Genomic DNA, 25,094 nt, shown 5'->3' with positions numbered 1-25,094 from the left:
TTTCACTGTTTTCTTCGGCGCAGCTGCCATTGGGCAAGCACCACGAGCAGGACCGAGGCGATCAACACGATTGTCGCGACGGCGTTGATTTCCGGCGTCACGCCGCGCCGGATCGAGGCGAAGACGTAGATCGGCAGGGTCGTCTGGGCGCCGGCGACGAAGAAGGCGATGATGAAATCGTCGAAGGAGAAGGTGAAGGCGAGCAGGAAGCCGGCGATGACCGCCGGCATGATCTGCGGCAGCACGATCGAGCGGAACGTCGTCAGCGGCGTGGCGTAGAGATCGCTCGACGCCTCGACCAGGTTGCGGTCGAGGCTGCTAAGGCGCGTGCCGACGATCATCGCCACCAGCGCCATCGAGAACAGCCCGTGCGCGGCGATGATCGAACCGTAGCCGAGCGCCAAGCGCGGCGGCTGGTCGCCAGGCCACAGTTCGGCGAGGAACGGATTGACGACGCCGAACAGCTGGACGAGCGCGACCAGCGTCGAAATGCCGATGACGACGCCGGGAACCACGATTGCCGCACCCAAAAGCCCGTCGAAGACCGCCCGCGTCCGCGCGCCTACACGCTGCAGCCCGAGTGCCGCGGCGGTGCCGGCGACCGCCGCCAGCAGCGCGCTCGTGGTGGCGATGAACAGGCTGTTCTTCAGCGCCTCGACCAGGAACGGGTTGGACAGCGCCTTGCCGTACCATTGCACCGAGAAGCCGGTGAATTCGCTGGCATGGTGGCCGGCGTTGAAGGAGAACAGCACCACCAGCGCGATCGGCAGATAGAGGAAGGCAAAGACGGCAACGACGAAGGCGCGCATCAGATCAGGTCCACCCTGCGCGCGCCCGACAGCCTGGCCGAGATGCGGTTGGCGGCGATCAGCACCACCACCGAGACCAGCACCAGCGTGATGGCGATCGCCGATCCGAACGGCCAGTTGCGTGACTGCAGGAACAGGTCGACCAGCGCGTTGCCGATGAAGAACACCTTGCCGCCGCCGAGCAGCGTCGGGATCAGGTATTCGCCGAGCAAGAGGATCATCACCAGCGAAAAGCCGGTCATCACGCCGGGCAGCGACAGCCTGAGCGTGACGCCGAAAAAGGTCGACAGCGGCGTCGCGCCGAGGTCGGCGGACGCCTCCAGCAGTCGCCGGTCGAGCCGCTCCAGGCTGACATAGATCGGCAGGATCATCAGCGGCAGGTAGCCATAGACGATGCCGAGCAACACCGCGCCTGGCGTGTTGATCAGCCTGACGTCCTCGATGCCGACATAGGCGAGCAGGGCCGGAATGCCGCGTCCGCCCAGCACATACATCCAGGCATAGGTGCGCATCAGCAAGCTGGTCCAGAACGGGATGACGACGAGCGCGAGCAGGATCAGCCGCCAGCGCTCCGGCGCGCGCAATGCGAGATAGTAGGCGACCGGATAGGCAACGAGCAGGCAGGCGAACGCGCCGACCGGCGCCAGCACCATCGTGTTCCAGAACGCCGTCGCCCGCGCCGGCAGGTTGGCGTATTGGGCCAGCGTCAGCGCCGCCTGATAGCCGCCCTCCGGCGCCCGCTCGCCGACGCTGAAGATGGCGATGGCGATGAACGGCAGCACGAGGAACACCACCAGCCACAGCGTCGCCGGCGCAAGCAGCAGCGCGGTCATGAGATTCTTGCGAAGGAGAGTGCCGCGCATCGAGAAAGCCGCTTCGGTGCCGGCGGGCATCTGCCCGCCGGTCGCGTTGCCTGGATCGTGTTTGTGGCCGGAGCCGCTCAAGCCGACTTGAAGCGGGCCATCAGTTCGGCGCGCCCCGGATCGGTCAGCGTCGCGGCCGCCCCGAACTCCAGCGGCTTCAACAGGTCCGCCGCCGGGTAGAGGATCGGATTGTCCAGCACCTCCTTGGGCAGCAGCGCGTTGACGCGCGCATCGATCGAGGGCGCGCCGTTGGCCAGATGCTCCTTCACCGCCACCTTCGGGTTCATCAGGTAGTTGAGCAGCGCGTAGCCGGCCGGCTTGTTCGGCGCATCCTTCGGGATGGCGTAGAAGTCGGTCCAGATCTCGCCGCCCTCCTTGCCGAGCACATAGGCGATCTCGGGGATGTCGCGATTGAGCTGCGCCCCGTCATTGGTCCAGCACATCGTCATCCAGGCATCGCCGGCGCGCATCGACGGCTGATAGTCGCTCGACACCGCGAACAGATGCGGCTTGACCTTGAGCAGCAATTCTTCGGCCTTGGCGAGTTCGTCCTGCTTCAGCGAATTGAACGAGTAGCCGTAATATTTCAGCGCATTGCCGATCGTGGTCAGCTGATAGTCATGCACCATAGTGCGGCCGTCGCCTTCGGCCATGGCGGTGTCCCAGAATTCTTTCCAGCTCGACATCGGCTTGGTCAGCTTCTTGGTGTTGACGGAAAACCCGGTCGTGCCCCAGTTCTTCGGCACGGCATAGATCGTCCCGTCGATCGTGCCTTCCGAAGTGAAGCGCGGGTCTTCCTGGGTGCCGTCGAAATTGCCGAGCTTGGCCATGTCGAGCGCCTCGATGATGCCGAGCTTCTTGTAGGTCGAGATCGTGTAGTTGGTCGGCACGAACAGGCTCCAGCCGGAAGCGCCGGCCTGCAGCTTGGCCAGCATCTCCTCGTTCGAGCCGAAGACGTTGACCTCGACGGCGACGCCGGTCTCGGCCTTGAAGCTCTCGAACGTCGCCGGGTCGTGATAGTTCGGCCAGGTGGCGATCGACATGCGGTCGCCGAGGTTTTCCGCGGCGTAGGCCGGCGTCGGCATGATGCCGAGCTCGCGCGCCATCACCGCGGTGGCGACGCCAAGGCCGGTGAGGCCGAGGAATTCGCGCCGGCCGATCGAGCCGCGCTTCAGGCGCATCAGTTGGTCGACGAATTTCTCGGGGCTTATCGGCAGTCCGTCACGATAGGATTTCGACATGGTTGCTTTCCCTCTGGTTGGTCCCGTTGTTCTTAGGGTGCGGAAACGCCAGCGGCGCCCCGGCGGCAAAGCCGATGGCGACGGGTTCGCCCGGCTTGAAGAGGTTGCCCTGGCCGACCTGGTGATCGGCCTTGGCGAGCAGTGACCCGATGCCCTGGACCTCGACGGCATATTCGGCGGTAGAGCCCAGGAAGATGCGGTTGCGCACGATGCCCTTCAGGCTGCCGTTTCCGGCCGGGCCGAGGCTGAGTGTTTCGGGACGCAGCGACACCGACACGGCCTCGCCCCGGCTGAGCGGCACCCGCTTGCGCGCGGCGATCACCGTGCCGTCGGCAAGTGCCACATCGACAAGCTCGCCCGACAGCCCTGCCACGGTCCCGCTCAACAGATTGGTCTTGCCGACGAAATCGGCGACGAACAGATCGGCCGGCTCGTCATAGATCTCGTTCGGCTGTCCGAGCTGGACGATGCGCCCGCCATTCATGACGCAAACGAGGTCGCTCATCGACAGCGCCTCCTCCTGGTCGTGCGTGACCAGCACGAAGGTGATGCCGATCTCGCGCTGCAGGTTCTGCAGCTCGATCTGCATGTCGGTGCGCAGCTTCTTGTCGAGCGCGGCGAGCGGCTCGTCGAGCAGAAGCACCGCCGGCTTGTTGACCAGCGCGCGCGCCAGCGCGACCCGTTGCTGCTGGCCGCCGGAAAGCTCGTGGATCTTGCGGCGGCCATAGCCGGAGAGCCGCACCATGGCGAGCGCCTCGCCGGCCCTCGAGGCGATCTCGCGCGACGACAGCCTCGGCCTCGCCTGGCGCAGCCCGTAGGAAATGTTGTCCTCGACATCGAGATGCGGAAACAGAGCGTATTGCTGGAACACCATGTTGACAGGCCGCCGGTAGGGCGGCGTGCCGGCCATGTCGCGGCCGCGGATCAACACCTGGCCCTCGCTCGGCTGCTCGAAGCCGCCGATCATGCGCAGGCAAGTCGTCTTGCCGCATCCGGAGGGACCCAGCAAGGCAACGAAGGCTGACGGCGGAATGGCGAGGTCGATGCCGCTCACCGCCGTGACCGCGCCATAGCGTTTGGTGACCGCGCGAAACTCGATATCGGGCACTGCAGTCAAAGGCGGGGCTCCAGGACGAGTTGATTTCGAAACGCTACCAGAGCCAATGCCGGCTAGTATATACCTCGCAGGTGGTATATTTAGCCTATTTTATCGTTTAGAGGGGTATGAATTGGCCGTTTCCCGCAGCGATGACTACAACGGGCTCGGCACCGTCATCGCCGCGACGCGGGAACCAAGCGGCGATCATTTCGGCCGCGCCATGGTCGGCTGGCTGCGCGGTCATGTCGGTTTCGATCATTGCGTCATCTTCGGCTATCGCGGCGCCGCGCGCCCGCCGCTGCTGTTCGAGACATTCTCTCCGGCAGAAAGCCACGTCTTCGTCGCGCTCTATCAGGAGGGGCCGTACTTGCTCGACCCATTCCATCACGCGGCGGTCGAGCGCAAGGAGGGTTTCTGGCGCATGCGCGAGCTCGCACCGGACCGCTTCTATGCCAGCGAGTATTACCGCTCCTACTACACCCAGACGAAGCTCGCCGAGGAGGTCGGCTTCTTCGTTGCGCTGCCGGGCAAGGATGCGGTGGTGCTCTCGCTGATGCGCCTTCGCGCCTCGGGGCCGTTCGGGACCGCCGACGCCAGGCTGCTGCGCGACATGGCGCCGGCGGTGATCAGCCTGGTCAGGCTGCGCTGGCCGAACCTGCCGGTCGACGCGCCGGCCGCCTCGCCACGCGGCGAGGCGGTGGCGATCGCCAGCGAATTCGACCGCGCGCATATCTGGAAGAGCCTGTCTCTCACCTCACGCGAGAAGCAGGTCGTCGACCTCGTGCTTCAGGGTCACTCGACGGAATCGATCGCCCGGGCGCTCAGGATCGTGCCGGGAACCGTCAAGGTCCACCGCCGCAACATCTATCGCAAGCTCAAGATCAAGTCGCAGGCCGGCCTGTTCGCCCGCTTCGTCGAGATCATTGACGCGCAGATCGGCTGAGCGCGGGAGCAGCCGGCTCTGCGGCCGCGAACACCGCGCTCGCCTCGCTGACGATCGAGACATGGTCCCTGGCGGCCTTGCCCGCCGCCGCGCCGTCGCCGCGCATGATCGCGGTGACGATCAGGTCGTGTTCCTGCCAGGATTTGGCCAGCCGGCCGGGCAGCATGAACTGCGCGCGCCGGAACGGCGCCAGCCGGCTGCGGGTCGTCACGGTCAGGTCCTGGATATGCGCGCTGTGGGCGCCACGGTAAAGCCGGCTGTGGAACTCGGTGTTGAAATACTCGTAGTCCTCCTCGGCGCCGAGCTGTACCAGGCGCGCCGAAGCCTGATGTTCCATCTCGAGCGCCCGGCGCTCGCTGCCGGTCATGCGCTCGGCCGAGAAGCGCGCGCAGATCGCTTCCAGCTCGGCCATGCTTTCGAACATCGAGGCGAGATGCTCCTGCGTCACCACGGCGACGATGGCGCCGCGGTTGGGCCGCCTCTCGACCAGCCCCATGGCGCTGAGATGGCCGAGCGCCTCGCGGACCGGCGTGCGCGAGACGTCGAAGCGGGCGGCGAGCGAGCCCTCGTCTAGCCTCTCGCCGGGGCGCAGATAGCCGGTGACGATGCGGTCCGCGATCGCCCTCACCATCTGATCCACGGTCGTGCCCGACCTGATCAAGCTGCGCTTTGCCGACACGTCTCCTCCGTCCAGTTTGTTGCAGGCAGGCCCGCGAGGTGGACGGCTCACGGGCTGAATTTCGACTCAAGGCTGCACTTGTATGCCTATATTTTGACCTCTCTGTCAAATTGGTCATTTATCGGGCAGAAAGTGCATGCACTTGCCGCGCCTTTATGCAGGGCTTCTAAAGTCGTTCATTGATTTTATTACAAAAAACCAAGCTTTGAAACTGGCACAGTGATTGCATGCACTTTTCCAGAGAACATCAACCGACCCGGGATCGGGTCCAAAAAGGGGAGCATTCGATATGACCGAGAGATTCATGCTTAGCCGCCGCGATCTGCTCAGGACCTCCGCCGCCGGAGCGGCGCTCGGTCTGGCCTCGGCGGCCTTTCCGATCCGCAGGGCGCTCGCCGCCTCGGCGACGGTCGGCTTCATCTATGTCGGCCCGAAGGACGACTACGGCTACAACCAGGCGCATGCCGAAGGCGCCGCCACGCTGAAGAGCATCGAAGGCATTTCCGTCGTCGAGGAAGAGAACGTTCCCGAGACGGTCGACGTCCAGAAGACGATGGAATCGATGATCAACCTCGACGGCGCCTCGCTGATCTTCCCGACCTCCTTCGGCTATTTCGATCCGCATATGCTCGCCATATGCGCGAAGTTCCCAGACGTGCAGTTCCGCCATTGCGGCGGCATGTGGAACAAGGACAAGCACCCGATGAACGCCGGTTCCTATTTCGGCTATATCGGCATGGGCCAATACCTGAACGGCGTCGTCGCCGGTCACACTTCCAAGTCGAAGAAGCTGGGCTTCGTAGCCGCCAAGCCGATCCCGCAGGTCCTGCTCAACATCAATTCCTTCCTGCTCGGCGCCCGCTCTGTCGATCCGACGATCACCTGCCAGGTGATCTTCACCGGCGAATGGTCGCTGGCGGTCAAGGAGGCCGAGGCCACCAACGCGCTGGTCGACCAGGGCGCCGACGTCATCACCTGCCATGTCGACAGCCCGAAGGTGGTGGTCGAGACGGCCGCCGGCCGCGGCGCCTTTGTCTGCGGCTATCACGCCAACCAGAGCCCGCTGGCGCCGGAGAAATACCTGACCGGCGCGGAATGGAACTGGGCCAAGGTCTACAAGATGTTCGTAGACGACCTCGTCGCTGGCACGCCGCTGCCCAATTTCACGCGCGGCGGCCTGGCCGACGGCTTCGTCAAGATGAGCCCGCTCGGCCCCGCTGTCGGCGAAGCGGCCCGCAAGCAATTCGACGCCACCCTGGCCGAAATGATGAAGGGCGGCTTCTCCGTCATCAAGGGCCCGCTGAAGAGCAACAAGGGCGTCGTCGTCGCCACCGACGGACAGGCCTTCGTCGAGACCGCCATCGAGCTCGAAAGCATGGACTATCTGGTCGAGGGCGTCGTCGGCTCGACCGCTTGATCCGGTCCGGCTGAGGGAGACGGGACGATGACGGACACGGTGAGCAGCGCCGACATGCCGGCCATTCTCGGCGCCAGGAGATATCGGGCGGCGCTCGAATGGACCGCCAGGCGGGCTGAGGCGTTTGTCATTCCGCTCGCGGCGCTGTTCGTCGGCATGGTGCTGTTCAGCCTGTTCGTGGCGCTGGTCGGCAAGTCGCCTGTCCAGCTCTACGAGACCATGTGGCGGGGCGGCTTTGGTTCCTGGTTCTCGATCCAGAACTCTCTGTCGCGCGGCGCTCCGCTCCTGCTTGCGGCGCTCTGCGTGGCGCTGCCCGCGCGCCTCGGCCTGGTCGTCATCGGCGGCGAGGGCGCGATCGTGTTCGGCGGCGTCGCCGCTGCCGCCGTCGGCGTGGCGTTGAACGGCGCATCGTCTTTTCTCGTCATCCCTCTCATGGGCGTGGGGGGCATGGCCGCCGGCGGCATCTGGATTGGTGCCGTCGGCGCGCTCCGCCATTATCGCGCCGTCAACGAAACCATCTCCAGCCTGCTGATGGCCTACATCGCCATCGCCCTGATGAATCATCTGGTGGAAGGACCGCTGCGCGATCCGGCCTCGCTCAACAAGCCCTCGACCCAGCCGCTGGCCGACATCTACCGGATCGGCAACATTCCGGGCATGGAGGTGCATTGGGGCCTCGTCGTCGGCATCCTCGCCTGCGTGCTCTCCTGGCTGCTGATCGAAAAGACCCGCTGGGGCTTTGCCGCCCGCATCGCCGGCGGCAATGTCAGGGCAGCGCAGGTGCAGGGGCTTGCGGTCGGGCCGCTGATCGTCGGGTTTACCGCGCTGGCCGGCAGTTTCGCCGGCCTTGCCGGCATGCTGGAGGTCGCGGCCGTGCAAGGCAGCGCCAACGGCTCGCTTGCCGCCGGCTACGGCTACACCGGCATCCTCGTCGCCTTCCTGGCCCGCCACAATCCGCTGGCCATCATCCCGGTCGCCATCCTGCTTGGCGGCATCGACGCCTCCGGCGGCCTGATCCAGCGCCGCATGGACCTGCCCGACGCGACCGTGCTGGTGCTGCAGGGCATGCTCTTCATCGTCATCCTGTTCAGCGAGACCTTCTACGGCCGCTTCAAGCTCTTCAACCCGGACCTCTGGCAGAGGCCCGATTCCTTGAAGGGGACCACCTGATGGAAACGACCGACATCGGCCTCTGGGGCGTGCCGCTCGCCATGCTGGGCGGCGCCATCCGCGTCTCCACTCCCTTCATCTTCGTCTCGCTTGGCGAGGCCATCACCGAGCGCTCCGGCCGCATCAATCTCGGTCTCGAGGGCACGCTGGTGTTCGGCGCCATGAGCGCCTACGCGGTGGCGGTGATGACCGGCTCGCCATGGCCTGGCCTTTTTGCCGCGGCAATCGCCGGCCTCTCCTTCGGCCTCTTCCATGGCTGGATCTGCAAATTCCCGAAGGTCAACGACATCGCCATCGGCATCGCCCTGATGCTGTTCGGCACCGGCCTCGCCTTCTTCTTCGGCAAGCCCTTCATCCAGCCCTCGGCGCCCGACCTGCCGGCGATCCCCTTCGGCGCCTGGTCGAACATCCCGCAGGTGCAGGCGGCGCTCAATGTCAACGTGCTGTTCCTGATCGGCGCCGCCCTTGCCGTCTTCCTCTGGTGGGCCTTCCGCAACACCCGTGTCGGCCTGATCGTGCGCGTGGTCGGCGACAGCGCCGATGCCGCGCGCGCCATGGGTCTCAACCCCAACACGGTGCGCCTCCTCGCCACCGGCGTCGGCGGCGCGCTGGCCGGCATCGGCGGCGCCTATCTGTCGCTCTACTATCCCGGCAGCTGGACCGAGCGCATCTCGTCCGGCCAGGGGCTGATGGCGGTGGCGCTGGTCATCTTCGCGCGCTGGAACCCGCTCGGCTGCTTTGCCGCCGCGCTCCTGTTCGGCGGTGCCGGCGCTCTCGGTCCGGCGCTGCAGTCGGTCGGCGTCACGCAGGGCTACTACCTGTTCTACGCTGCGCCCTACATCCTCACCCTCATCATCATGATCGCCACCTCGTCGCCGAGCCGGACGCTCGCCGGCGCGCCCGGCGAACTGTCGATCACCAAGTGACCCTCCCAGGAACCGCTCGCGAGACCGGAGTTTTTGCCATGAACGCCAGAGCCGAGATCACCCAGCGCTACATCGACGCCGATCCCTATCCCTGGCCCTACAATGGCGAGCTCAGGCCGGACAACACGGCGCTGATCATCATCGACATGCAGACCGATTTCTGCGGGCCGGGCGGCTATGTTGACCACATGGGCTACGACCTGTCGCTGGTCAGGGCGCCGATCGAGCCGATCAAGTCGGTGCTGTCGGCCATGCGCGCCAAGGGCTACACCATCATCCACACGCGCGAGGGCCATCGCCCCGACCTCGCCGACCTGCCGGCCAACAAGCGCTGGCGCTCGCGCCGCATCAATGCCGGCATCGGCGACCCAGGTCCGTGCGGACGCATCCTGGTGCGCGGCGAGCCGGGCTGGGACATCATCCCCGACCTCTATCCGGCCGAGGGCGAGCCGATCATCGACAAGCCCGGCAAGGGCTCGTTCTGCGCCACCGACCTCGAGCTTATCCTCAACCAGCGCGGCATCGCAAACATCGTGCTCACCGGCATCACCACCGATGTCTGCGTGCACACCACCATGCGCGAGGCCAACGACCGCGGCTTCGAATGCGTGATGCTGGAGGATTGCTGCGGAGCGACCGACTACGGCAACCATCTGGCGGCGATCAAGATGATCAAGATGCAGGGCGGCGTGTTCGGCGCGGTGTCGAATTCCGCCGCGCTCGTCGCCCAGTTGCCATGAGGAACCGGCGATGAGCGGAACTCCCCATCGGAAAGCGATCGGCGTCGAGACCATCGGCATGACCATGCGCTTCGGCGCCTTCACGGCGCTCGACGACGTCTCGATCAAGGTGCCGGCCGGTTCCTTCCACGCTTTGCTCGGCGAGAACGGCGCCGGCAAGTCGACGCTGGTCAAATGCATGATGGGTTTCTATCACCCGACCTCCGGCGACATGCTGGTCGACGGACGCGAGGTCGCGGTCGCCAGCCCCAGGGATGCCTCGGCGCTCGGCCTCGGCATGGTCTATCAGCATTTCACGCTGGTGCCTTCGTTGACTGGCGCCGAGAACCTGGTCATCTCGCGCGAAAAGGTGCCCGGCGTGATCGACTGGCGCAAGGAGCGCGGCGCGCTCGCCCAATTCATGGAACGCATGCCCTTCAAGCTGCCGCTCGACGTCAAGGTGGCCGAGCTCGCCGCCGGCGAGAAACAGAAGCTTGAGATCATCAAGCAGCTCTATCTTGGCCGCTCCTTCCTGGTGCTGGACGAGCCGACATCCGTGCTCACCCCCGGCGAGGCGCAGGAAGTGCTTGGCCTGGTGCGCGGCATGACCAAGGCCGGAGATCTCACCGTGCTGATGATTTCCCACAAATTCCATGAGGTCACGGCCTTCGCCGACGACATCACGGTGCTGCGCAAGGGCAGGCCCACCGGAACCGGCAAGGTCTCCGCCCTTACTCACAGAGAGATGGCGGCGATGATGATCGGCGACCAGCCGATCGCCGCCCTCGACAGCCGCGTCGAGCCGAAGCTGGACGCCGAGATCGTGCTCAAGGTCAAGGCGCTGAAGGCGCCCGACCGCACCGGCCTCAAGTCGATCGACATCGCTGATCTCGGCGTGCGCTCCGGCGAGATCGTCGGCATCGCCGGCATCTCCGGCAATGGCCAGAAGGAATTCCTGGAGGTGCTGGCCGGCCAGCGCGCCCGCGATCAGGGCGAAGTCATGGTGCGCGGCACGGCCTATGCGGCGACGCGCGCCGAGGCTCGCGCGCTCAATGTGCGGCTGATCCCGGAGGAGCCGCTGAAGAATGCCTGCGCGCCAAGGATGACGGTGGCCGAAAACATCGCCTTTCGCACCTTCGACGTCGACGGCAGCGGCAGGCCGGTGAGCTGGATCAGCGCCGGCGCCATCAAGACTTTCAGCGCCCGGCTTGTCGAGCAGTTCAAGGTCAAGACGGCATCGCTCTCCTCGCCGATCGCCTCGCTGTCGGGCGGCAACGTGCAGCGCGCGGTGCTCGCCCGCGAGCTGACGGGCGAGGTCGACCTGCTGATCGTTTCCAACCCCTGCTTCGGCCTCGACTTTTCCGCCGTCGCCGAAATCCGCGCCCGCATCATGAAGGCGCGCAATGCCGGCGCTGCCGTGCTGCTGATGTCGGAGGACCTCGACGAGCTGCTGGAGCTTTCCGACCGCATCCTCGTCATGTCCGACGGCGCGCTCGTCTACGAGACGCCGATCGCCCAGGCGAGCGTGCAGACGATCGGCGAGCACATGGCGGGGCATCACTGATGGCGGAAATCGCAGCGCAGCCCTTCGCCTTTGCCTTCAAGACCGAGACGACGGCGCTCGTCGTCATCGACATGCAGCGCGACTTCGCCGAGCAGGGCGGCTTCGGCGCCAGCCTCGGCAACGACGTCAGTCGGGTGGTGGCGATCGTGCCGACGGTGAAGCGGCTGATCGAAGGCTTCCGCGCCGCCCGCCTGCCGGTGATCCATACCATGGAGTGCCACAGGCCCGACCTGTCGGACCTGCCGCCCGCCAAGCGCGACCGCGGCAACCCGTCGATCCGCATCGGCGATATCGGTCCGATGGGGCGCGTGCTGATCGCGGGCGAGCCCGGCACAGCGATCCTCGACGAGCTCGCGCCGCTGCCTGGTGAGATCGTCATCGAGAAGCCCGGCAAGGGCGCCTTCTATGCGACTACCCTCGGCGACGAGCTGAAACGGATCGGCGCCCGCCAGCTGGTGTTCGCCGGCGTGACAACCGAGGTCTGCGTCCAGACGACGATGCGCGAGGCCAACGACCGCGGCTACGAGTGCCTCGTCGCCGAGGACGCCACGGAAAGCTACTTTCCCGAATTCAAGGCGGCCGCCCTGGCGATGATCAGGGCGCAAGGCGCGATCGTCGGCTGGACGGCGACGACCGATCAGGTGCTCAAGGGAATTGCGAATGCCTAATCTGAGTTTTGCCGGCCTGCTTGATGGCGGCTGGCGCGATCTGGCGTTCGAGCCTTTCCGCGACGGCATCGGCGTGCACTGGCTGCTCAGGGGCGGACCGGTCGAACCGTCCGTCGCGGTCCTCAAATACCAACCGGGCGCCGGCGTGCCGCGGCACCGCCATGCCGGGCTGGAAACCATCATTGTGCTGGAAGGCACACAGAGCGACGAGAACGGCGACTATCCGGCGGGCAGCGTGGTCCTCAATCCGGTCGGTACCGAGCATTCGGTGTGGACGAAGGAGGGCTGTGTCGTGCTGATCCAGTGGGACCTGCCGGTGATCATCCTGGGGGAGACGAGATGAGTGACATCCACTTCGACATTGGCAGCCTGCACGCGGCCTACCAAAGCGGCACCGGCATCGCCGAGGTGATCGATACGGTACTGGCCCGCATCGCGGCGGCGGACGATCCCGGCATCTTCATCCACCTTTCGACGCGGGCCGAGATGCTGGCCGAGGCCGAGGCGCTGGGTCCGTTCGACCCCGTGGCAAGGCCGCTCTGGGGCGTCCCCTTCGCCGTCAAGGACAATATCGACGTCGCCGGCATGCCGACCACGGCCGCCTGCGCCGAATTTTCCTACACGCCCGTGAGCGACGCCACCGTGGTGGCGAGGCTGAAGGCCGCGGGCGCCCTGGTCGTCGGCAAGACCAATCTCGACCAGTTCGCCACCGGCCTCGTCGGCGCGCGCACGCCATGGCCGATCCCTCGCAATGCGATCGAGCCGAAACTGGTGCCGGGCGGCTCCTCCTCCGGCTCGGCGGTGGCGACGGCGCGCGGTATCGTCTCCTTCGCGCTGGGCACCGATACCGCTGGCTCGGGGCGCATCCCGGCCGGCCTCAACAGCATTGTCGGGCTGAAGCCGACCGTCGGCGCGCTGTCGACGACCGGCGTGGTGCCGGCCTGCCGGACCCTCGACTGCGTCTCGGTCTTCGCGCTGACCGTCGACGATGCCTACGCTGTATTCTCCGTCGCCGCCGCGCGCGATGCGGCCGATCCCTATTCGCGTGACATCGCCGTCCAATCGCTCGCGCCGCGCCCGCCGGCGCTGAACGTCGGTATCCCGGCAAAAGCCGACCGGAAATTCTTCGGCGATGCGGCAATGCAGGCCGGTTTCGAGGCGTCGCTGGCCTTGCTGTCGCGGCTAGGCTGCCGGCTCGTCGAGATTCCATTCGGCGACTTCTACGCCACCGCCGATCTGCTCTACGAAGGCGCCTGGGTGGCGGAGCGCTATGCCGCGATCCGCGATTTCTTCGAGGCGAACGAAGCGGCGCTCCATCCGGTAACGCGCAAGATCATCGGCGGCGCCAGAAACCTGTCGGCCGCCGACGCCTTCCGCGGGCTCTATGCCCTGCAGGCCTACAAGGCGCGGCTCGCCCCGGTCATCGCCTCCGTCGACCTGTTCTGCGTGCCGACCGCGCCAACCCATTACACGCTCGATGCCGTGCTTGCCGATCCGATCGCCACCAACAGCCGGTTGGGCACCTACACCAATTTCGTCAACCTGCTCGACATGTGCGGCATCGCCGTGCCGACCGGCACACGCGCCGATGGCCTGCCGATGAGCGTCACCGTGCTCGCGTCCGCCGGAAGGGACGGCCTCGTCGCGGCGACCGCGCGCGACCTCCATGCCGCGAGCGGCCTAGCTCTCGGCGCGACCGGATGGCGGCAGCCTAGCGCGCAACCGGCGAGCGTGTCGGCCAAGGACGGCACGATCGAGCTGGTGGTTGTCGGCGCGCATCTTTCGGGAATGCCGCTCAATGGCCAGCTCAAGGACGCCGGCGCTCGCTTCTGCAGGGCGACGCGGACGACCCCCTCCTACAAGCTCTATGAGCTTGCCGGCCAGGCGACGCCCAAGCCGGGGCTTATCCGGGTCGGCAGCGGCGGCACGGCGATCGAGGTCGAGGTCTGGCGGCTTTGCGCCGATGCCTTCGGCCGTTTCGTCGCCGCCATCCCGCCACCGCTCGGCATTGGCACGATCGATCTCGACGATGGCACGTCGGCGAAGGGCTTCCTGGCCGAGACCGCCGGCCTGCTGGCTGCGACGGATATCTCGGCCTATGGCGGCTGGCGCAATTTTGTCGCCAGGGCCCACGAGGCGCGCCGGCAACCGGAAAGCGTTCCCTCCAGATGAACGAGGGCCCGGCCGGATCCTGATACCGACGGGAGAATTCAAGCTCCGCCGGCCTCCGGAGGTGCGCCTCAGGTCAGCTCGAACCGCTCCACCGCGCGCATGATGCCGCGCAATTCGGCAAGGCCCTTGAGCCTGCCGATCAGCGAATAGCCGGGGTTGATCCTAGTCTTGCCTATGTCGTCGGCAAGCAGGTGGCCATGGTCGGGCCGCATCGGGATGCGCCAGTCGGAGCGGCCCTCCTTGCGCCGGCGCGCCTCCTCCCGCATCAGCGCCAGGATGACCGCCGCCATGTCGGTCGAGCCCTCCAGGTGCTCTGCCTCGTAGAAGGAGCCGTCCGCCTCGCGCGTCACGTTGCGCAGATGCGCGAAATGGATTTTTGCGGCGAATTCCCCGATCATCGCGACCAGGTCGTTGTCGGCGCGCACGCCGTAGGAGCCGGTGCAGAAGGTCAGGCCGTTAGCCGGGCTGTCGACCGCCTCCAGGATGAAGCGCGCATCGGCGGCAGTGGAGAGCACCCGCGGCAGCCCGAACAACGAGAAGGGCGGATCGTCCGGGTGGATGCACATGCGCGCCCCGACCTCCTCGGCGACCGGGATGATCTCGTTCAGGAACCAGGCAAGGTTGGCGCGCAATTCCGCCGGGCCGATCGCGTCGTAGTCGGCGAGCGCCTCGCGCATCGTGTCGCGATTGTACTTGCGTTCGGTGGCCGGCAGGCCGGCGATCAGGTTGCGTTCCACCTTGCCGATCTGATCGTCGCTCAGGGATTTCAGCCGCGCTTCCGCCTCCTTGAGACGCGCCGGGCTGTAGCTTGCTTCGGCGTTCTTGCGCTTCAGCACGAAGACGTCGTAGGCGGCGAAGTCGATCGCATCGAAGCGCAAGGCGTAGCCGGTGGTCGGCAGCCGGTACATGAGATCGGTGCGCGTCCAGTCGACGACGGGCATGAAATTGTAGCAGATGGTGGAAATGCCGGCCTTGGCCAGCGCCCGGATCGTGTCCTTGTACCAGCCTGCGTAACGCTGCCGTTCCGCGGCGCCGATCTTGATCGAATTGTGGACGGGGATGCTTTCCACCACCGACCAGGTCAGCCCCGTCGCCTGGATGATGCGTTTGCGTTCCAGGATGGCATCGAGCGGCCAGGGGCTGCCGTCATAGATGTTGTGCAGCGCCGTCACGATGCCCGTCGCGCCGGCCTGCTTGATATGGTCGAGCGTAACCGGATCGTCCGGACCGTACCAGCGCCAGCATTGTTCCATGATCGCCTCTTTCGCTATTCCGGCCGGACCTTATTGTCGGCCACGACGGGGAGTCAAATCGGCCTGCCGCCGGCCGGCGGAACACGTGTTCTTGTCGCTGGTCATCCCGCGCATTATGAGGATCGCAACGGCTCGCGCGCCTGCAGATCCCGGCGGACAATCACGGAGTTTCGGCAATGAAGGATTTCGATGGCAAGGTTGCCCTGGTGACAGGGACGACCGGGATCGGCCTGGCCAGCGCCAGGCGCCTGGCGGCGGGTGGCGCGGCGATCATCGCGCTCGGCATCGACGAAAGCGCCAATGCGGCGATGCAGGCCGAGTTCGACCACGCCGGCGCCGCTGCCCTGGTGGCGACCGTCGACGTTTCCGTGCCGGACCAGGTTGCCCAGGCGATCGCCGCCGGTGTCGGCCGTTTCGGGGGGCTGGACGTCATCGTCAACTCGGCCGCGGTGCACCCCTATGGCACAGCTACCACAACGGATTTCGAAACCTGGAACCGGGCGATGTCCGTCAATGTCGGCTCCATCTATCTCACCGCCCACTACGGCATTCCCGAGATGATCAAGCGCCGCGGCGGCGCCATCGTCAACGTGGCTTCGGTGCAAGGCACTGCCTGCCAGGAGAACGTGGCTGCCTATGCCACCACCAAGGGCGCCATCCACACGCTGACGCGCTCGCTGGCGCTCGATTATGCCCGCCAGGGCATCAGGGTGAATTCGGTCAGCCCGGGGTCGGTCCGCACGCCGATCCTCGAAAGGGCCGCGGGCGGCGACGACCCGAACGCCGACATCGAGGCGGCCTTCAGGCGCTTCGGCGAAGCCCACCCGCTAGGCCGGATCGGCGAGCCGGAGGAGGTGGCCGAGCTGATCGCTTTCCTGTGCTCGTCCAAGGCGAGCTTCTGCACCGGCGCCGATTACAGGATAGATGGCGGCCTTCTGGCCGGCATTGGAGTGAAATAGCGGCGTCGCCGGCAACAGAGCGGTTGGGACCACTGTCCGGACCTCGCTTGCGGCAGCGCGCGTTAACCGTCTATCGTGGTGCGAAGGCCGCCGGCAACGCATCCCGGCTGCCGACGGAGCGACTGGGCAGATTTCAGGACACGTGAAGCAACGCATCGCCAATGGCCGACAAATCACGATTCGGGCTGACCGCTGTCGATACCGTTCCACTGCATGAGAAAGTCTATCTGGAGCTCGTGCGGGCGCTGATGTCGGGCCAGCTCCAGCCCGGCCAGAAGCTGACCTCGCGCAAGCTCGCCAAAGAGCTCGGCACCAGCGACATGCCGGTGCGCAGCGCCTTCACGCGGCTACAGGCGCTAAGGGCACTGAGCCCTATGCCGAACGGCAGCGTCGAGGTGCCGCTGATCTCCGCCGAGCGCTTCCAGCAATTGACCGCCGTGCGCACGATCCTGGAAGGCACGGCCACCGAACTCGCCACCAAATTCATCAACGGCAACAATCTGCGCGCCATCCGCCGCCATTGCGCCGAGCTCACCCAGGCTGCCCGCAGCGGCGACATCGACGACTATCTGCGCAAGAACCACGATTTCAAATTCTCGATCTACCGCTATTGCGGCAACGAGCAGATGATCTTCCTGATCGAGACGGTGTGGATGCAGGTTGGTCCGTTTCTGAGGAACCTGGCGGTCGGCTTCGAGGACGGCCTCGCCGGTATTCTCGGCATCGACTATCACGAGGAAGTCGTCGCGGCGATCGAAGCGGGCGACGGCGGACGGGCCCGTGCGGCTATCGTGCGCGACATCGACGAAGGCGCCACGCACATCCTCGGTCAGGTCAGGTTCCCGGAGATGCGGAATTAGGAACGCGGCGGGGGTAGCGACCCTTCGCGCCCCCGCCCCTGTGCGCACAGGTTCCGCAATGACATCGGCGACGGCAATCTCAAATGCCCGCTTGGCTTTCCCTCGCCAGCCAGCTATGTTGCGATCGCAGATCGCGAAATTTGGTTTCATAATGCCCCCCGATATCCCAGCTAGTGAATTGAAAAAATGACGAAAATTTCTCTGGCAAGCGCCGGAGAGGCTTTTCGAAACTCACTGACTGTCTTCACTAAGGGATATCGTAGCTGTCAGGCTACAGCACCTTCAGCAACCAGGGGCTGGAAATTGAGCGATGCAATTGCGGACGTTTTGAACTGGCTTGAAAGCAGAGAGGACATCCAGAGCCTGAGGGCTGCGGTGTGCGATCTCAACGGCATCATGCGCGGCAAGCGCATACCCGTCGAGCAGGCGCGCAAGGCGCTCGAAGGCAAGCTGCGCATGCCTTATTCGCTGATCGGGCTGGACATCTGGGGCGAGGACATCGAAGGCAACGCACAGGTCTTCTCGACCGGCGACGCCGACGGCCTTTGCCAATGGACGGGACGCGGCATCCTGCCGGTCGACTGGACGGCGCATCCGACCGCACTTCTGCCGCTCTGGCTCGCAGATGAAAACGGCGCGCCCTATCTCGGCGACCCGCGCCGCGCGCTCGCCCGCGTCCTCGACCGCTACGCGGCCCTTGGCCTGACGCCGGTCACCGCGACCGAACTCGAATTCTACCTTGTCGACCCGACCTCACAGCGGCCCGTCGGACCTGTCTCGCCGATCACCGGCCGGCGCCTCGATTCCGACGCGGCGCTCTCGATCGACGAGATCGACGATTTCGAGGCCTTCATCCACGACGTCTACGAGGCCTGCCGCATGCAGGGCATCCCCGTCGACACCGCGATCGCCGAGAACGGCGTCGGCCAGTTCGAGATCAACCTCAACCATGTCCCCGATGCCTTGCGCGCAGCGGACGACGCCGTGCTGTTCAAGCGCACCGTCAAGGGCATCGCCCGCAAGCACGGCTTTGCCGCCTGCTTCATGGCCAAGCCCTATGGCGAGCGCGCCGGCAACGGCTTCCATGTCCATTTCAGCGTCATCGACAAGGACGGCCGCAACATTTTCGATGACGGCAGCGACCAGGGCTCCGACACCATGCGTCACGCGGTTGGCGGCCTGCTTGCGGCGATGGCCGAGAGCACGCTGGTGTTCGCCCCGCACTTCAATTCTTATCGTCGGCTGCGGCCGCGCTCCTACGCGCCGACCGCGGTCGCCTGGGGCTACGAGAACCGCATGGTGGCGATCCGCATTCCGGGCGGCCCGTCTGCCGCGCGCCGCATCGAGCACCGCGTTTCCGGCGCCGACGCCAATCCCTATCTGGTGCTGGCGGCAATCCTGGGTGCAGCACTCGTCGGCATCGAACGGGCGCTGTCGCCCGGCGAGCCGACCGGCGGCGAGGGACAAGGGCTTACGCTGGCGAAGCTGCCGCCGGATTGGGCCTCGGCCATCGCCAGCTTCGAAGGCGGGCCGCTGGTGGCGGAGATCTTCCCCGCCACGCTGCGCCAGTCCTTCGTCGCCTGCAAGCGCCAGGAGCTCAACACCTTCGCGCTCAACGTCAGCGACTTCGAGATCGAGACCTACCTGGAGAGCGTCTAGGGTAACCCCGTCCGAGAGTAGCGTGGAACCACGGCGAAGCGCCAACGCCTCGCGCAGTCGCGAAGGTGGGCGCTCAAGCGACGGTTGGCTCTTGCCAATGGCGTTCCCCGGCAGCAATCTCGGCGCAAACAGCCGCGCGATGGGATTTGCCATGACCCGCGATCAGATGTTCGCCCACCTCCGATCCGCCGACGCCGTTGCCCGCGAAACGGCCGCGCATGGCCATCATCCGTTCGGTGCGGTGCTGGTCGGCCCGGACGACCGCGTGCTGATGCGGCAGGGCAATCTCGACACGGTACGCCATGCCGAGACCGAGCTCGCCCGGCGCGCGGCGGCTGCCTATCGGCCGGAGTTTCTCTGGACCTGCACGCTGGTCACGACCGGCGAGCCCTGCGCGATGTGCACGGGCACGCTCTACTGGGCGAATATCGGCCGGCTGGTCTACGGCTTCGAGGAGACCGACCTCCTGGCGCTCACCGGGGATCACCCGGAGAATCCGACGATGAGCCTTTCTTCGCGCACCGTACTCGGCTCCGGCCAGAAAGAGATCGAGGTCTTTGGCCCCTTTCCTGAACTCGCGGACGAGTTGCTCGCACCGCACCGCGATTTCTGGAAGCGCTGACGAGCACCATGCCAGGCGACAGTCGTCCCGAGACGATCGTCGCTCCGAAGCCCCATTCTACCTGCTTTCCGCCGATACCGCTCGGCAACAGGCTGCGCGGCAGCGCCTTTGTTTTCAACGGAGCGAGCTTTCGTGCGGTGTCGAATGCCGGTTCAGCGTGCTCTGACGCTTGCCGGCCCCTCGACAAGGTCAGCGACAGGGCGATTGAGCTCATCTTAGCTTCGCCTAACGAATGTCTACAAGTTTGATAGACATTTGAGTCGGAGCAAGTCATACTGCCCTTCCAGTGCCTGGCCTTTTCGCCATTCGTGTTCGTATGATCAGGAGATGACGATGACGCAGACATTTCTGGAGATCGTTCCAGATCCCATCACCGTCAGGCCGGTGCAGTAGACCAACCAAATCATCAAAGGCGCGGGGGCGTTGGGCGGCACGGATATCTGCCGCGATCGAGGAGGAAACCGATGACCACACGCCTGCTGCCCGCCCTGCATGAGGGCCATGCCCCGATCCAATTGCATGGCGCCTTCGACGAGGCTCTGGAAGCCTACCAGGCCTGGACTCCGGGCACGGACGAGCCGCAAGTCGAGTTCGAAGGCCATATGATCCCGATCAGCTCGGTCTTCGGTCGCATGCGCACCTGCACCGACATCCTGCCCTGGCGTATCGAGGCCGATGTCCTCGATACGGTCGGCGGCATGCCGCTTTCCGGCGGCGAAAGGACGACCACCTACGCCGACGCCGCTCTCGTCCTCCGCGCCCTGTGCGTGGATCGCCTTCGCGGCGACGGCGATGTCCGCCTTGCGGTCAGATGAAGCTATTGCGAGCCGCGTGAGGCCGTCCAAACGCGACAGCCCCACGCGACCGCGAGACGTAGAAAGCGGGACCGGTCGTGCCGTGCCGGTTCCGCCGGCCTGCGCGTCATTGAGCAAGGACACGCGACTCGTTCGATCGAAATGATTCGTAAGGGCCGGCGGCAATAGAAAACCTTAGGCCGACACCGGATCTCCGCGCCGAACTCAGCGCGCCGCCCAAGCCAGCCCGCGGCGCAGGATGGTCCGCATCTGCGGCACCTCGAACTCCGCGGCCACGTGGCCGAGCGAGGAGTAGAACACCCGCCCCTTGCCGTGCCGGCGCTTCCAGACCACCGGCATGACGACGCCGTCGATCCACGGCGCATGCGCGCCGGAAAAGGTGGTGGTCGCCAGCACCTCGTTCGAGGGGTCGACATGCATGTAATACTGCTCGGAGCGGTAGGGGAAATCGTCGATGCCGCTCATGATCGGATCGTCGCGCCGGACGACATTGACCTGGTAGTCGATGATGTTGCCGGGGTGGGCGACCCATTGGCCGCCGCACATGAACTGGTAGTCCGTCGATTCGCGAAAGGCGTCGCCCATGCCGCCATGGTAGCCGCCAAGGCCGACACCTCCCTCGATCGCCTTGGTGAGATTGGATTCCTCGGCCTTGGTAAGCTTGGACATGGTGTAGATCGGCACGATCAGGCTGAGATCGGCGATCGCGGGATCGCCGAACGCCGCGGTCGAGGTTTCGACGCGCACGGCAAAACCTTCCTCCTCAAGCAGCGCCTTGACGGCGCGCGCCCCCAATTTCGGCTCGTGGCCCTCCCAGCCGCCCCATACGATCAGCGCCTGCCGCATCTTCCGCTCCTTATGCGTTACCCCGGTGGCCGGATATGCCGCAGCGCGGGGTCGGGCGACCATCGCCGCAAAGCCCCGCCAAGTCGAGATGAAAAGAGCGCGCGGTTGTCCAGCCAGCGCCATGCGACAAACGAAAACGGCCCGCGGGCGAGGAGCCTGGCGGGCCGTTTTTTGTTTGGTTGCGGGGACAGGATTTGGTTTTTGTCCCGCGGCGTCGGCTTTGCCTCCTTGCGGGCCCCTTATGCGGGTTAAGATCGCCGGCCACCACGACCAAATACAAAAAGGCCCGCGCGAGGCGGGCCTTTTTGTATTTGGTTGCGGGGACAGGATTTGAACCTGTGACCTTCAGGTTATGAGCCTGACGAGCTACCGGGCTGCTCCACCCCGCGTCAACAACGAGCAAGCGTTAGCTTGCGTCCTTAGAGGTAAGTTTTCGCTTACCGGATTCAAGTGGCTGCCAAATGAAAGGGCCGCTTGCGCGGCCCGGGATCCCGTTGGCGGACCTATCGTAATGAGAAGATTTGTCTCGATCCGGATGCCTTGATCCGGATGTGAGATGAACGTGCGTTTGGCAGACCTGGCAGCGACCTACTCTCCCGCGTCTTGAGACGAAGTACCATCAGCGCTGGAGCGTTTCACGGCCGAGTTCGGAATGGGATCGGGTGCAGCCGCTCCGCCATAACCACCAGGTCGGCGAAACGCACGTTGTTCGAGAAGCTGTTTTTTTGTGCCTTGGATGTTCTTTTGGCCTGGCGCCTTTCGAAGCGAAGCTTCGCAAGGTCGACCGACCGTCGGCGCTGATGCGCCGCACCCACGTAGCGCCGCCCGCAGGGCGGAACAAGCGTGAGTGAGAACAAAACATCCGACTTGTCGGATGAGTATTAGGAATGAGAACGATCAAGCCGATCGAACTATTAGTACCGGTAAGCTTCAAGCGTTGCCGCTCTTCCACACCCGGCCTATCAACGTGGTCGTCTTCCACGGTTCTCAGGGAATACTCGTTTCAAGGTGGGTTTCCCGCTTAGATGCCTTCAGCGGTTATCCCGTCCGGATATAGCTACCCTGCTATGCGGCTGGCGCCACAACAGGTCCACCAGAGATCCGTCCATCCCGGTCCTCTCGTACTAGGGACAGATCCTTTCAATATTCCTACACCCACGGCAGATAGGGACCGAACTGTCTCACGACGTTCTGAACCCAACTCACGTACCGCTTTAAATGGCGAACAGCCATACCCTTGGGACCTGCTCCAGCCCCAGGATGCGATGAGTCGACATCGAGGTGCCAAACAACCCCGTCGATATGGACTCTTGGGGGTCATCAGCCTGTTATCCCCGGCGTACCTTTTATCCGTTGAGCGATGGCCCTTCCACGCGGGACCACCGGATCACTATGACCGACTTTCGTCTCTGCTCGACTTGTCAGTCTCGCAGTCAGGCAGGCTTATGCCATTGCACTCAGCGAACGATTTCCGACCGTTCTGAGCCCACCATCGCGCGCCTCCGTTACTCTTTAGGAGGCGACCGCCCCAGTCAAACTACCCACCATACATTGTCCCGGACCCGGATAACGGGCCGCGGTTAGACATCCATAGAGATAAGGGTGGTATTTCAAGGGTGGCTCCACCAAGGCTGGCGCCCTGGCTTCAAAGCCTACCACCTATCCTACACATGCCACTACGAATGCCAATGTAAAGCTATAGTAAAGGTGCACGGGGTCTTTCCGTCTAACCGCAGGAACCCCGCATCTTCACGGGGAATTCAATTTCACTGAGTCTATGCTGGAGACAGCGGGGAAGTCGTTACGCCATTCGTGCAGGTCGGAACTTACCCGACAAGGAATTTCGCTACCTTAGGACCGTTATAGTTACGGCCGCCGTTTACTGGGGCTTCGATTCAGAGCTTGCACCCCTCCTCTTAACCTTCCAGCACCGGGCAGGCGTCAGACCCTATACGTCGCCTTGCGGCTTCGCAGAGCCCTGTGTTTTTGATAAACAGTCGCTACCCCCTGGTCTGTGCCACCCTCCTCTGCTTGCGCAGAAAAGGGTCACGCTTCTTCCGAAGTTACGCGTGCAATTTGCCGAGTTCCTTCAGCATAGTTCTCTCAAGCGCCTTGGTATACTCTACCAGACCACCAGTGTCGGTTTCGGGTACGGTCTATAAGGAGGAGCTATTTCCTGGAACCGCTCCGCCGCCCAACCAATCCGATAAGGTTGAACAACTTGTGCGATCCGTCACTACCTCCAGGCCCACGAATATTAACGTGGTTCCCATCGACTACGCGTTTCCGCCTCGTCTTAGGGGCCGGCTAACCCTGCTCAGATTAACTTTAAGCAGGAACCCTTGGTCTTTCGGCGGGGGAGTCTCTCACTCCCCTTACGTTACTCATGTCAGCATTCGCACTTCTGATACCTCCACCGCCCCTCACGGGTACGGCTTCATCAGCTTACAGAACGCTCCGCTACCGCTCGCATTACTGCGAACCCTAAGCTTCGGTGTATGGCTTTAGCCCCGTTACATTTTCGGCGCAAAGACCCTTATTTAGACCAGTGAGCTGTTACGCTTTCTTTAAATGATGGCTGCTTCTAAGCCAACATCCTGGTTGTTTTGGGATCCTCACATCCTTTCCCACTTAGCCATAACTTGGGGACCTTAGCTGTAGGTCAGGGTTGTTTCCCTTTTCACGACGGACGTTAGCACCCGCCGTGTGTCTGCCGACTAGTACTCCCAGGTATTCGGAGTTTGGTTAGGTTTGGTAATCCGGTGAGGACCCCTAGCCCATCCAGTGCTCTACCCCCTGGGGTATTCGGTCGACGCTCTACCTAAATAGATTTCGCGGAGAACCAGCTATTTCCGAGTTTGATTGGCCTTTCACCCCTAGCCACAAGTCATCCCGAACTATTGCAACAGTTATGGGTTCGGTCCTCCAGTAAGTGTTACCTTACCTTCAACCTGCTCATGGCTAGATCACTCGGTTTCGGGTCTAATGCGACGAACTGAACGCCCTGTTCAGACTCGCTTTCGCTGCGCCTACACCTATCGGTTTAAGCTTGCTCGTCACACTAAGTCGCTGACCCATTATACAAAAGGTACGTGGTCACCCTTGCGGGCTCCCACTGTTTGTAGGCAATCGGTTTCAGGTACTCTTTCACTCCCCTTGTCGGGGTGCTTTTCACCTTTCCCTCACGGTACTAGTTCGCTATCGGTCATGCACGAGTACTTAGGCTTGGAAGGTGGTCCTCCCAATTTCAGACAGGATTTCACGTGTCCCGCCTTACTCGAGGACGATTGATCGCATTACGCGTACGGGGCTGTCACCCGCTATGGCCCAACTTTCCAGAAGGTTCCGCTTGTCTCTCAATCGCCACTGGCCTGGTCCGGGTTCGCTCGCCACTACTTCCGGAGTCTCGGTTGATGTCCTTTCCTACGGGTACTTAGATGTTTCAGTTCCCCGCGTTCGCCACTTTATCCCTATGTATTCAGGATAAGTTACCTATTATCGATACTTGGAAACCACAGTAGCAGATCGCTCTGCTGCTCTGATTTTCCAAGTACCTTAGGTGGGTTTCCCCATTCGGAAATCTACGGATCAAAGGGTATTCGCACCTCCCCGTAGCTTATCGCAGCGTATCACGTCCTTCATCGCCTGTGCATGCCAAGGCATCCACCAATTGCCCTTAAGACACTTGATCGTTCTCATTGCCAATACCCATCGCGCGATTTCGAAGAAATCGTCGCTTCAGCCACTCCCTTACGGGATTAGCGTCCGCGCAATCCCGAAGGGATTGTCGCCCGAACCAGATCCTGTGCA

At 64.1% G+C, this 25,094-nt stretch carries 21 protein-coding genes, 1 tRNA gene and 2 rRNA genes; 14 read left to right on the top strand and 10 right to left on the bottom strand.

The window, feature by feature from the left end:
- Positions 1 to 2: 2 nt before the first annotated feature.
- From JG743_RS08030 to JG743_RS08015, 4 genes are read right to left on the bottom strand one after another with little or no spacing between them, the layout of a single operon-like run.
- Entirely contained in the window at positions 3 to 809 is an 807-nt protein-coding gene (locus JG743_RS08030) for an ABC transporter permease (RefSeq protein ID WP_202299248.1), read from the bottom strand.
- The gene (locus tag JG743_RS08025) at positions 809 to 1,702 is read right to left on the bottom strand and encodes an ABC transporter permease (protein WP_244673086.1); all 894 of its coding nucleotides are present in this window, start codon (positions 1,700 to 1,702) and stop codon (positions 809 to 811) included. Before JG743_RS08025 ends, JG743_RS08030 begins: the two co-directional genes overlap by 1 nt.
- Positions 1,703 to 1,749: 47 nt before the next feature.
- A complete protein-coding gene (locus JG743_RS08020) occupies positions 1,750 to 2,913 on the bottom strand; it encodes an ABC transporter substrate-binding protein (protein WP_202299247.1) in 1,164 nt (387 codons plus the stop codon).
- A complete protein-coding gene (locus tag JG743_RS08015) occupies positions 2,894 to 4,030 on the bottom strand; it encodes an ABC transporter ATP-binding protein (protein ID WP_202299246.1) in 1,137 nt (378 codons plus the stop codon). Before JG743_RS08015 ends, JG743_RS08020 begins: the two co-directional genes overlap by 20 nt.
- A gap of 112 nt (positions 4,031 to 4,142) precedes the next feature.
- On the opposite strand from JG743_RS08015, the gene JG743_RS08010 reads away from it, so the two are divergent.
- On the top strand, positions 4,143 to 4,955 hold the full coding sequence (locus JG743_RS08010) for a LuxR C-terminal-related transcriptional regulator (RefSeq protein ID WP_244673085.1): 813 nt from the start codon (positions 4,143 to 4,145) through the stop codon (positions 4,953 to 4,955).
- Here the strand turns inward: JG743_RS08010 and JG743_RS08005 are convergent.
- The gene (locus JG743_RS08005) at positions 4,933 to 5,586 is read right to left on the bottom strand and encodes a GntR family transcriptional regulator (protein ID WP_244673179.1); all 654 of its coding nucleotides are present in this window, start codon (positions 5,584 to 5,586) and stop codon (positions 4,933 to 4,935) included. The two genes, JG743_RS08010 and JG743_RS08005, sit on opposite strands and share 23 nt — an antisense overlap.
- 337 nt (positions 5,587 to 5,923) lie before the next feature.
- On the opposite strand from JG743_RS08005, the gene JG743_RS08000 reads away from it, so the two are divergent.
- From JG743_RS08000 to atzF, 8 genes are read left to right on the top strand one after another with little or no spacing between them, the layout of a single operon-like run.
- On the top strand, positions 5,924 to 7,051 hold the full coding sequence (locus tag JG743_RS08000) for a BMP family ABC transporter substrate-binding protein (RefSeq protein ID WP_202299244.1): 1,128 nt from the start codon (positions 5,924 to 5,926) through the stop codon (positions 7,049 to 7,051).
- A gap of 27 nt (positions 7,052 to 7,078) precedes the next feature.
- Positions 7,079 to 8,221 (top strand): ABC transporter permease, encoded by a 1,143-nt coding sequence (locus JG743_RS07995; protein WP_202299243.1) that lies wholly within the window; start codon positions 7,079 to 7,081, stop codon positions 8,219 to 8,221.
- A complete protein-coding gene (locus tag JG743_RS07990) occupies positions 8,221 to 9,147 on the top strand; it encodes an ABC transporter permease (protein WP_202299242.1) in 927 nt (308 codons plus the stop codon). The genes JG743_RS07995 and JG743_RS07990 overlap by 1 nt, the downstream gene beginning before the upstream one ends.
- Before the next feature lie 38 nt (positions 9,148 to 9,185).
- Complete coding sequence (gene biuH, locus JG743_RS07985) at positions 9,186 to 9,887, top strand: biuret amidohydrolase (protein WP_202299241.1); 702 nt, start codon at positions 9,186 to 9,188, stop codon at positions 9,885 to 9,887.
- A 10-nt stretch (positions 9,888 to 9,897) separates the two neighbouring features.
- Positions 9,898 to 11,430, top strand: coding sequence for an ABC transporter ATP-binding protein (locus JG743_RS07980; RefSeq protein WP_202299240.1), 1,533 nt, complete (start codon positions 9,898 to 9,900; stop codon positions 11,428 to 11,430).
- The gene (locus JG743_RS07975; protein WP_202299239.1) at positions 11,430 to 12,098 is read left to right on the top strand and encodes a cysteine hydrolase family protein; all 669 of its coding nucleotides are present in this window, start codon (positions 11,430 to 11,432) and stop codon (positions 12,096 to 12,098) included. The genes JG743_RS07980 and JG743_RS07975 overlap by 1 nt, the downstream gene beginning before the upstream one ends.
- Positions 12,091 to 12,441, top strand: coding sequence for a cupin domain-containing protein (locus JG743_RS07970; protein WP_202299238.1), 351 nt, complete (start codon positions 12,091 to 12,093; stop codon positions 12,439 to 12,441). Before JG743_RS07975 ends, JG743_RS07970 begins: the two co-directional genes overlap by 8 nt.
- A complete protein-coding gene (gene atzF / locus JG743_RS07965; protein WP_202299237.1) occupies positions 12,438 to 14,270 on the top strand; it encodes an allophanate hydrolase in 1,833 nt (610 codons plus the stop codon). Before JG743_RS07970 ends, atzF begins: the two co-directional genes overlap by 4 nt.
- A gap of 68 nt (positions 14,271 to 14,338) precedes the next feature.
- Here the strand turns inward: atzF and uxuA are convergent, their stop codons facing one another.
- Entirely contained in the window at positions 14,339 to 15,523 is a 1,185-nt protein-coding gene (gene uxuA / locus JG743_RS07960; RefSeq protein ID WP_202299236.1) for a mannonate dehydratase, read from the bottom strand.
- Between the two features lie 176 nt (positions 15,524 to 15,699).
- On the opposite strand from uxuA, the gene JG743_RS07955 reads away from it, so the two are divergent.
- The 5 genes from JG743_RS07955 (at position 15,700) to JG743_RS07935 (ending at position 20,438) form a co-directional block, all read left to right on the top strand.
- Complete coding sequence (locus JG743_RS07955; RefSeq protein WP_202299235.1) at positions 15,700 to 16,482, top strand: SDR family NAD(P)-dependent oxidoreductase; 783 nt, start codon at positions 15,700 to 15,702, stop codon at positions 16,480 to 16,482.
- Between the two features lie 161 nt (positions 16,483 to 16,643).
- The gene (locus JG743_RS07950; protein WP_202299234.1) at positions 16,644 to 17,342 is read left to right on the top strand and encodes a GntR family transcriptional regulator; all 699 of its coding nucleotides are present in this window, start codon (positions 16,644 to 16,646) and stop codon (positions 17,340 to 17,342) included.
- Between the two features lie 303 nt (positions 17,343 to 17,645).
- Entirely contained in the window at positions 17,646 to 19,001 is a 1,356-nt protein-coding gene (locus JG743_RS07945) for a glutamine synthetase family protein (RefSeq protein ID WP_202299233.1), read from the top strand.
- Positions 19,002 to 19,152: 151 nt separating this feature from the next.
- A complete protein-coding gene (locus JG743_RS07940; protein ID WP_202302504.1) occupies positions 19,153 to 19,623 on the top strand; it encodes a nucleoside deaminase in 471 nt (156 codons plus the stop codon).
- 464 nt (positions 19,624 to 20,087) lie between these two features.
- Positions 20,088 to 20,438, top strand: coding sequence for a hypothetical protein (locus JG743_RS07935; RefSeq protein ID WP_202299232.1), 351 nt, complete (start codon positions 20,088 to 20,090; stop codon positions 20,436 to 20,438).
- 204 nt (positions 20,439 to 20,642) lie between these two features.
- Here JG743_RS07935 and JG743_RS07930 read toward each other — a convergent pair whose 3' ends face one another.
- From JG743_RS07930 to JG743_RS07915, 4 genes are all read right to left on the bottom strand, one after another.
- Positions 20,643 to 21,284, bottom strand: coding sequence for a ThuA domain-containing protein (locus tag JG743_RS07930; RefSeq protein WP_202299231.1), 642 nt, complete (start codon positions 21,282 to 21,284; stop codon positions 20,643 to 20,645).
- Between the two features lie 312 nt (positions 21,285 to 21,596).
- Positions 21,597 to 21,673: transfer RNA gene (locus JG743_RS07925), tRNA-Met, on the bottom strand.
- Positions 21,674 to 21,859: 186 nt separating this feature from the next.
- Positions 21,860 to 21,974 (bottom strand): 5S ribosomal RNA (rrf, locus tag JG743_RS07920).
- A gap of 203 nt (positions 21,975 to 22,177) precedes the next feature.
- Positions 22,178 to 24,975, bottom strand: a 23S ribosomal RNA gene (locus JG743_RS07915).
- Positions 24,976 to 25,094 lie beyond the last annotated feature (119 nt).

It is taken from the genome of Mesorhizobium sp. 131-2-1, assembly GCF_016756535.1.
Lineage (GTDB): Bacteria > Pseudomonadota > Alphaproteobacteria > Rhizobiales > Rhizobiaceae > Mesorhizobium.
Note: the sequence above shows the minus strand (reverse complement) of the source record. Positions and strands in the feature narration are given on the sequence as shown.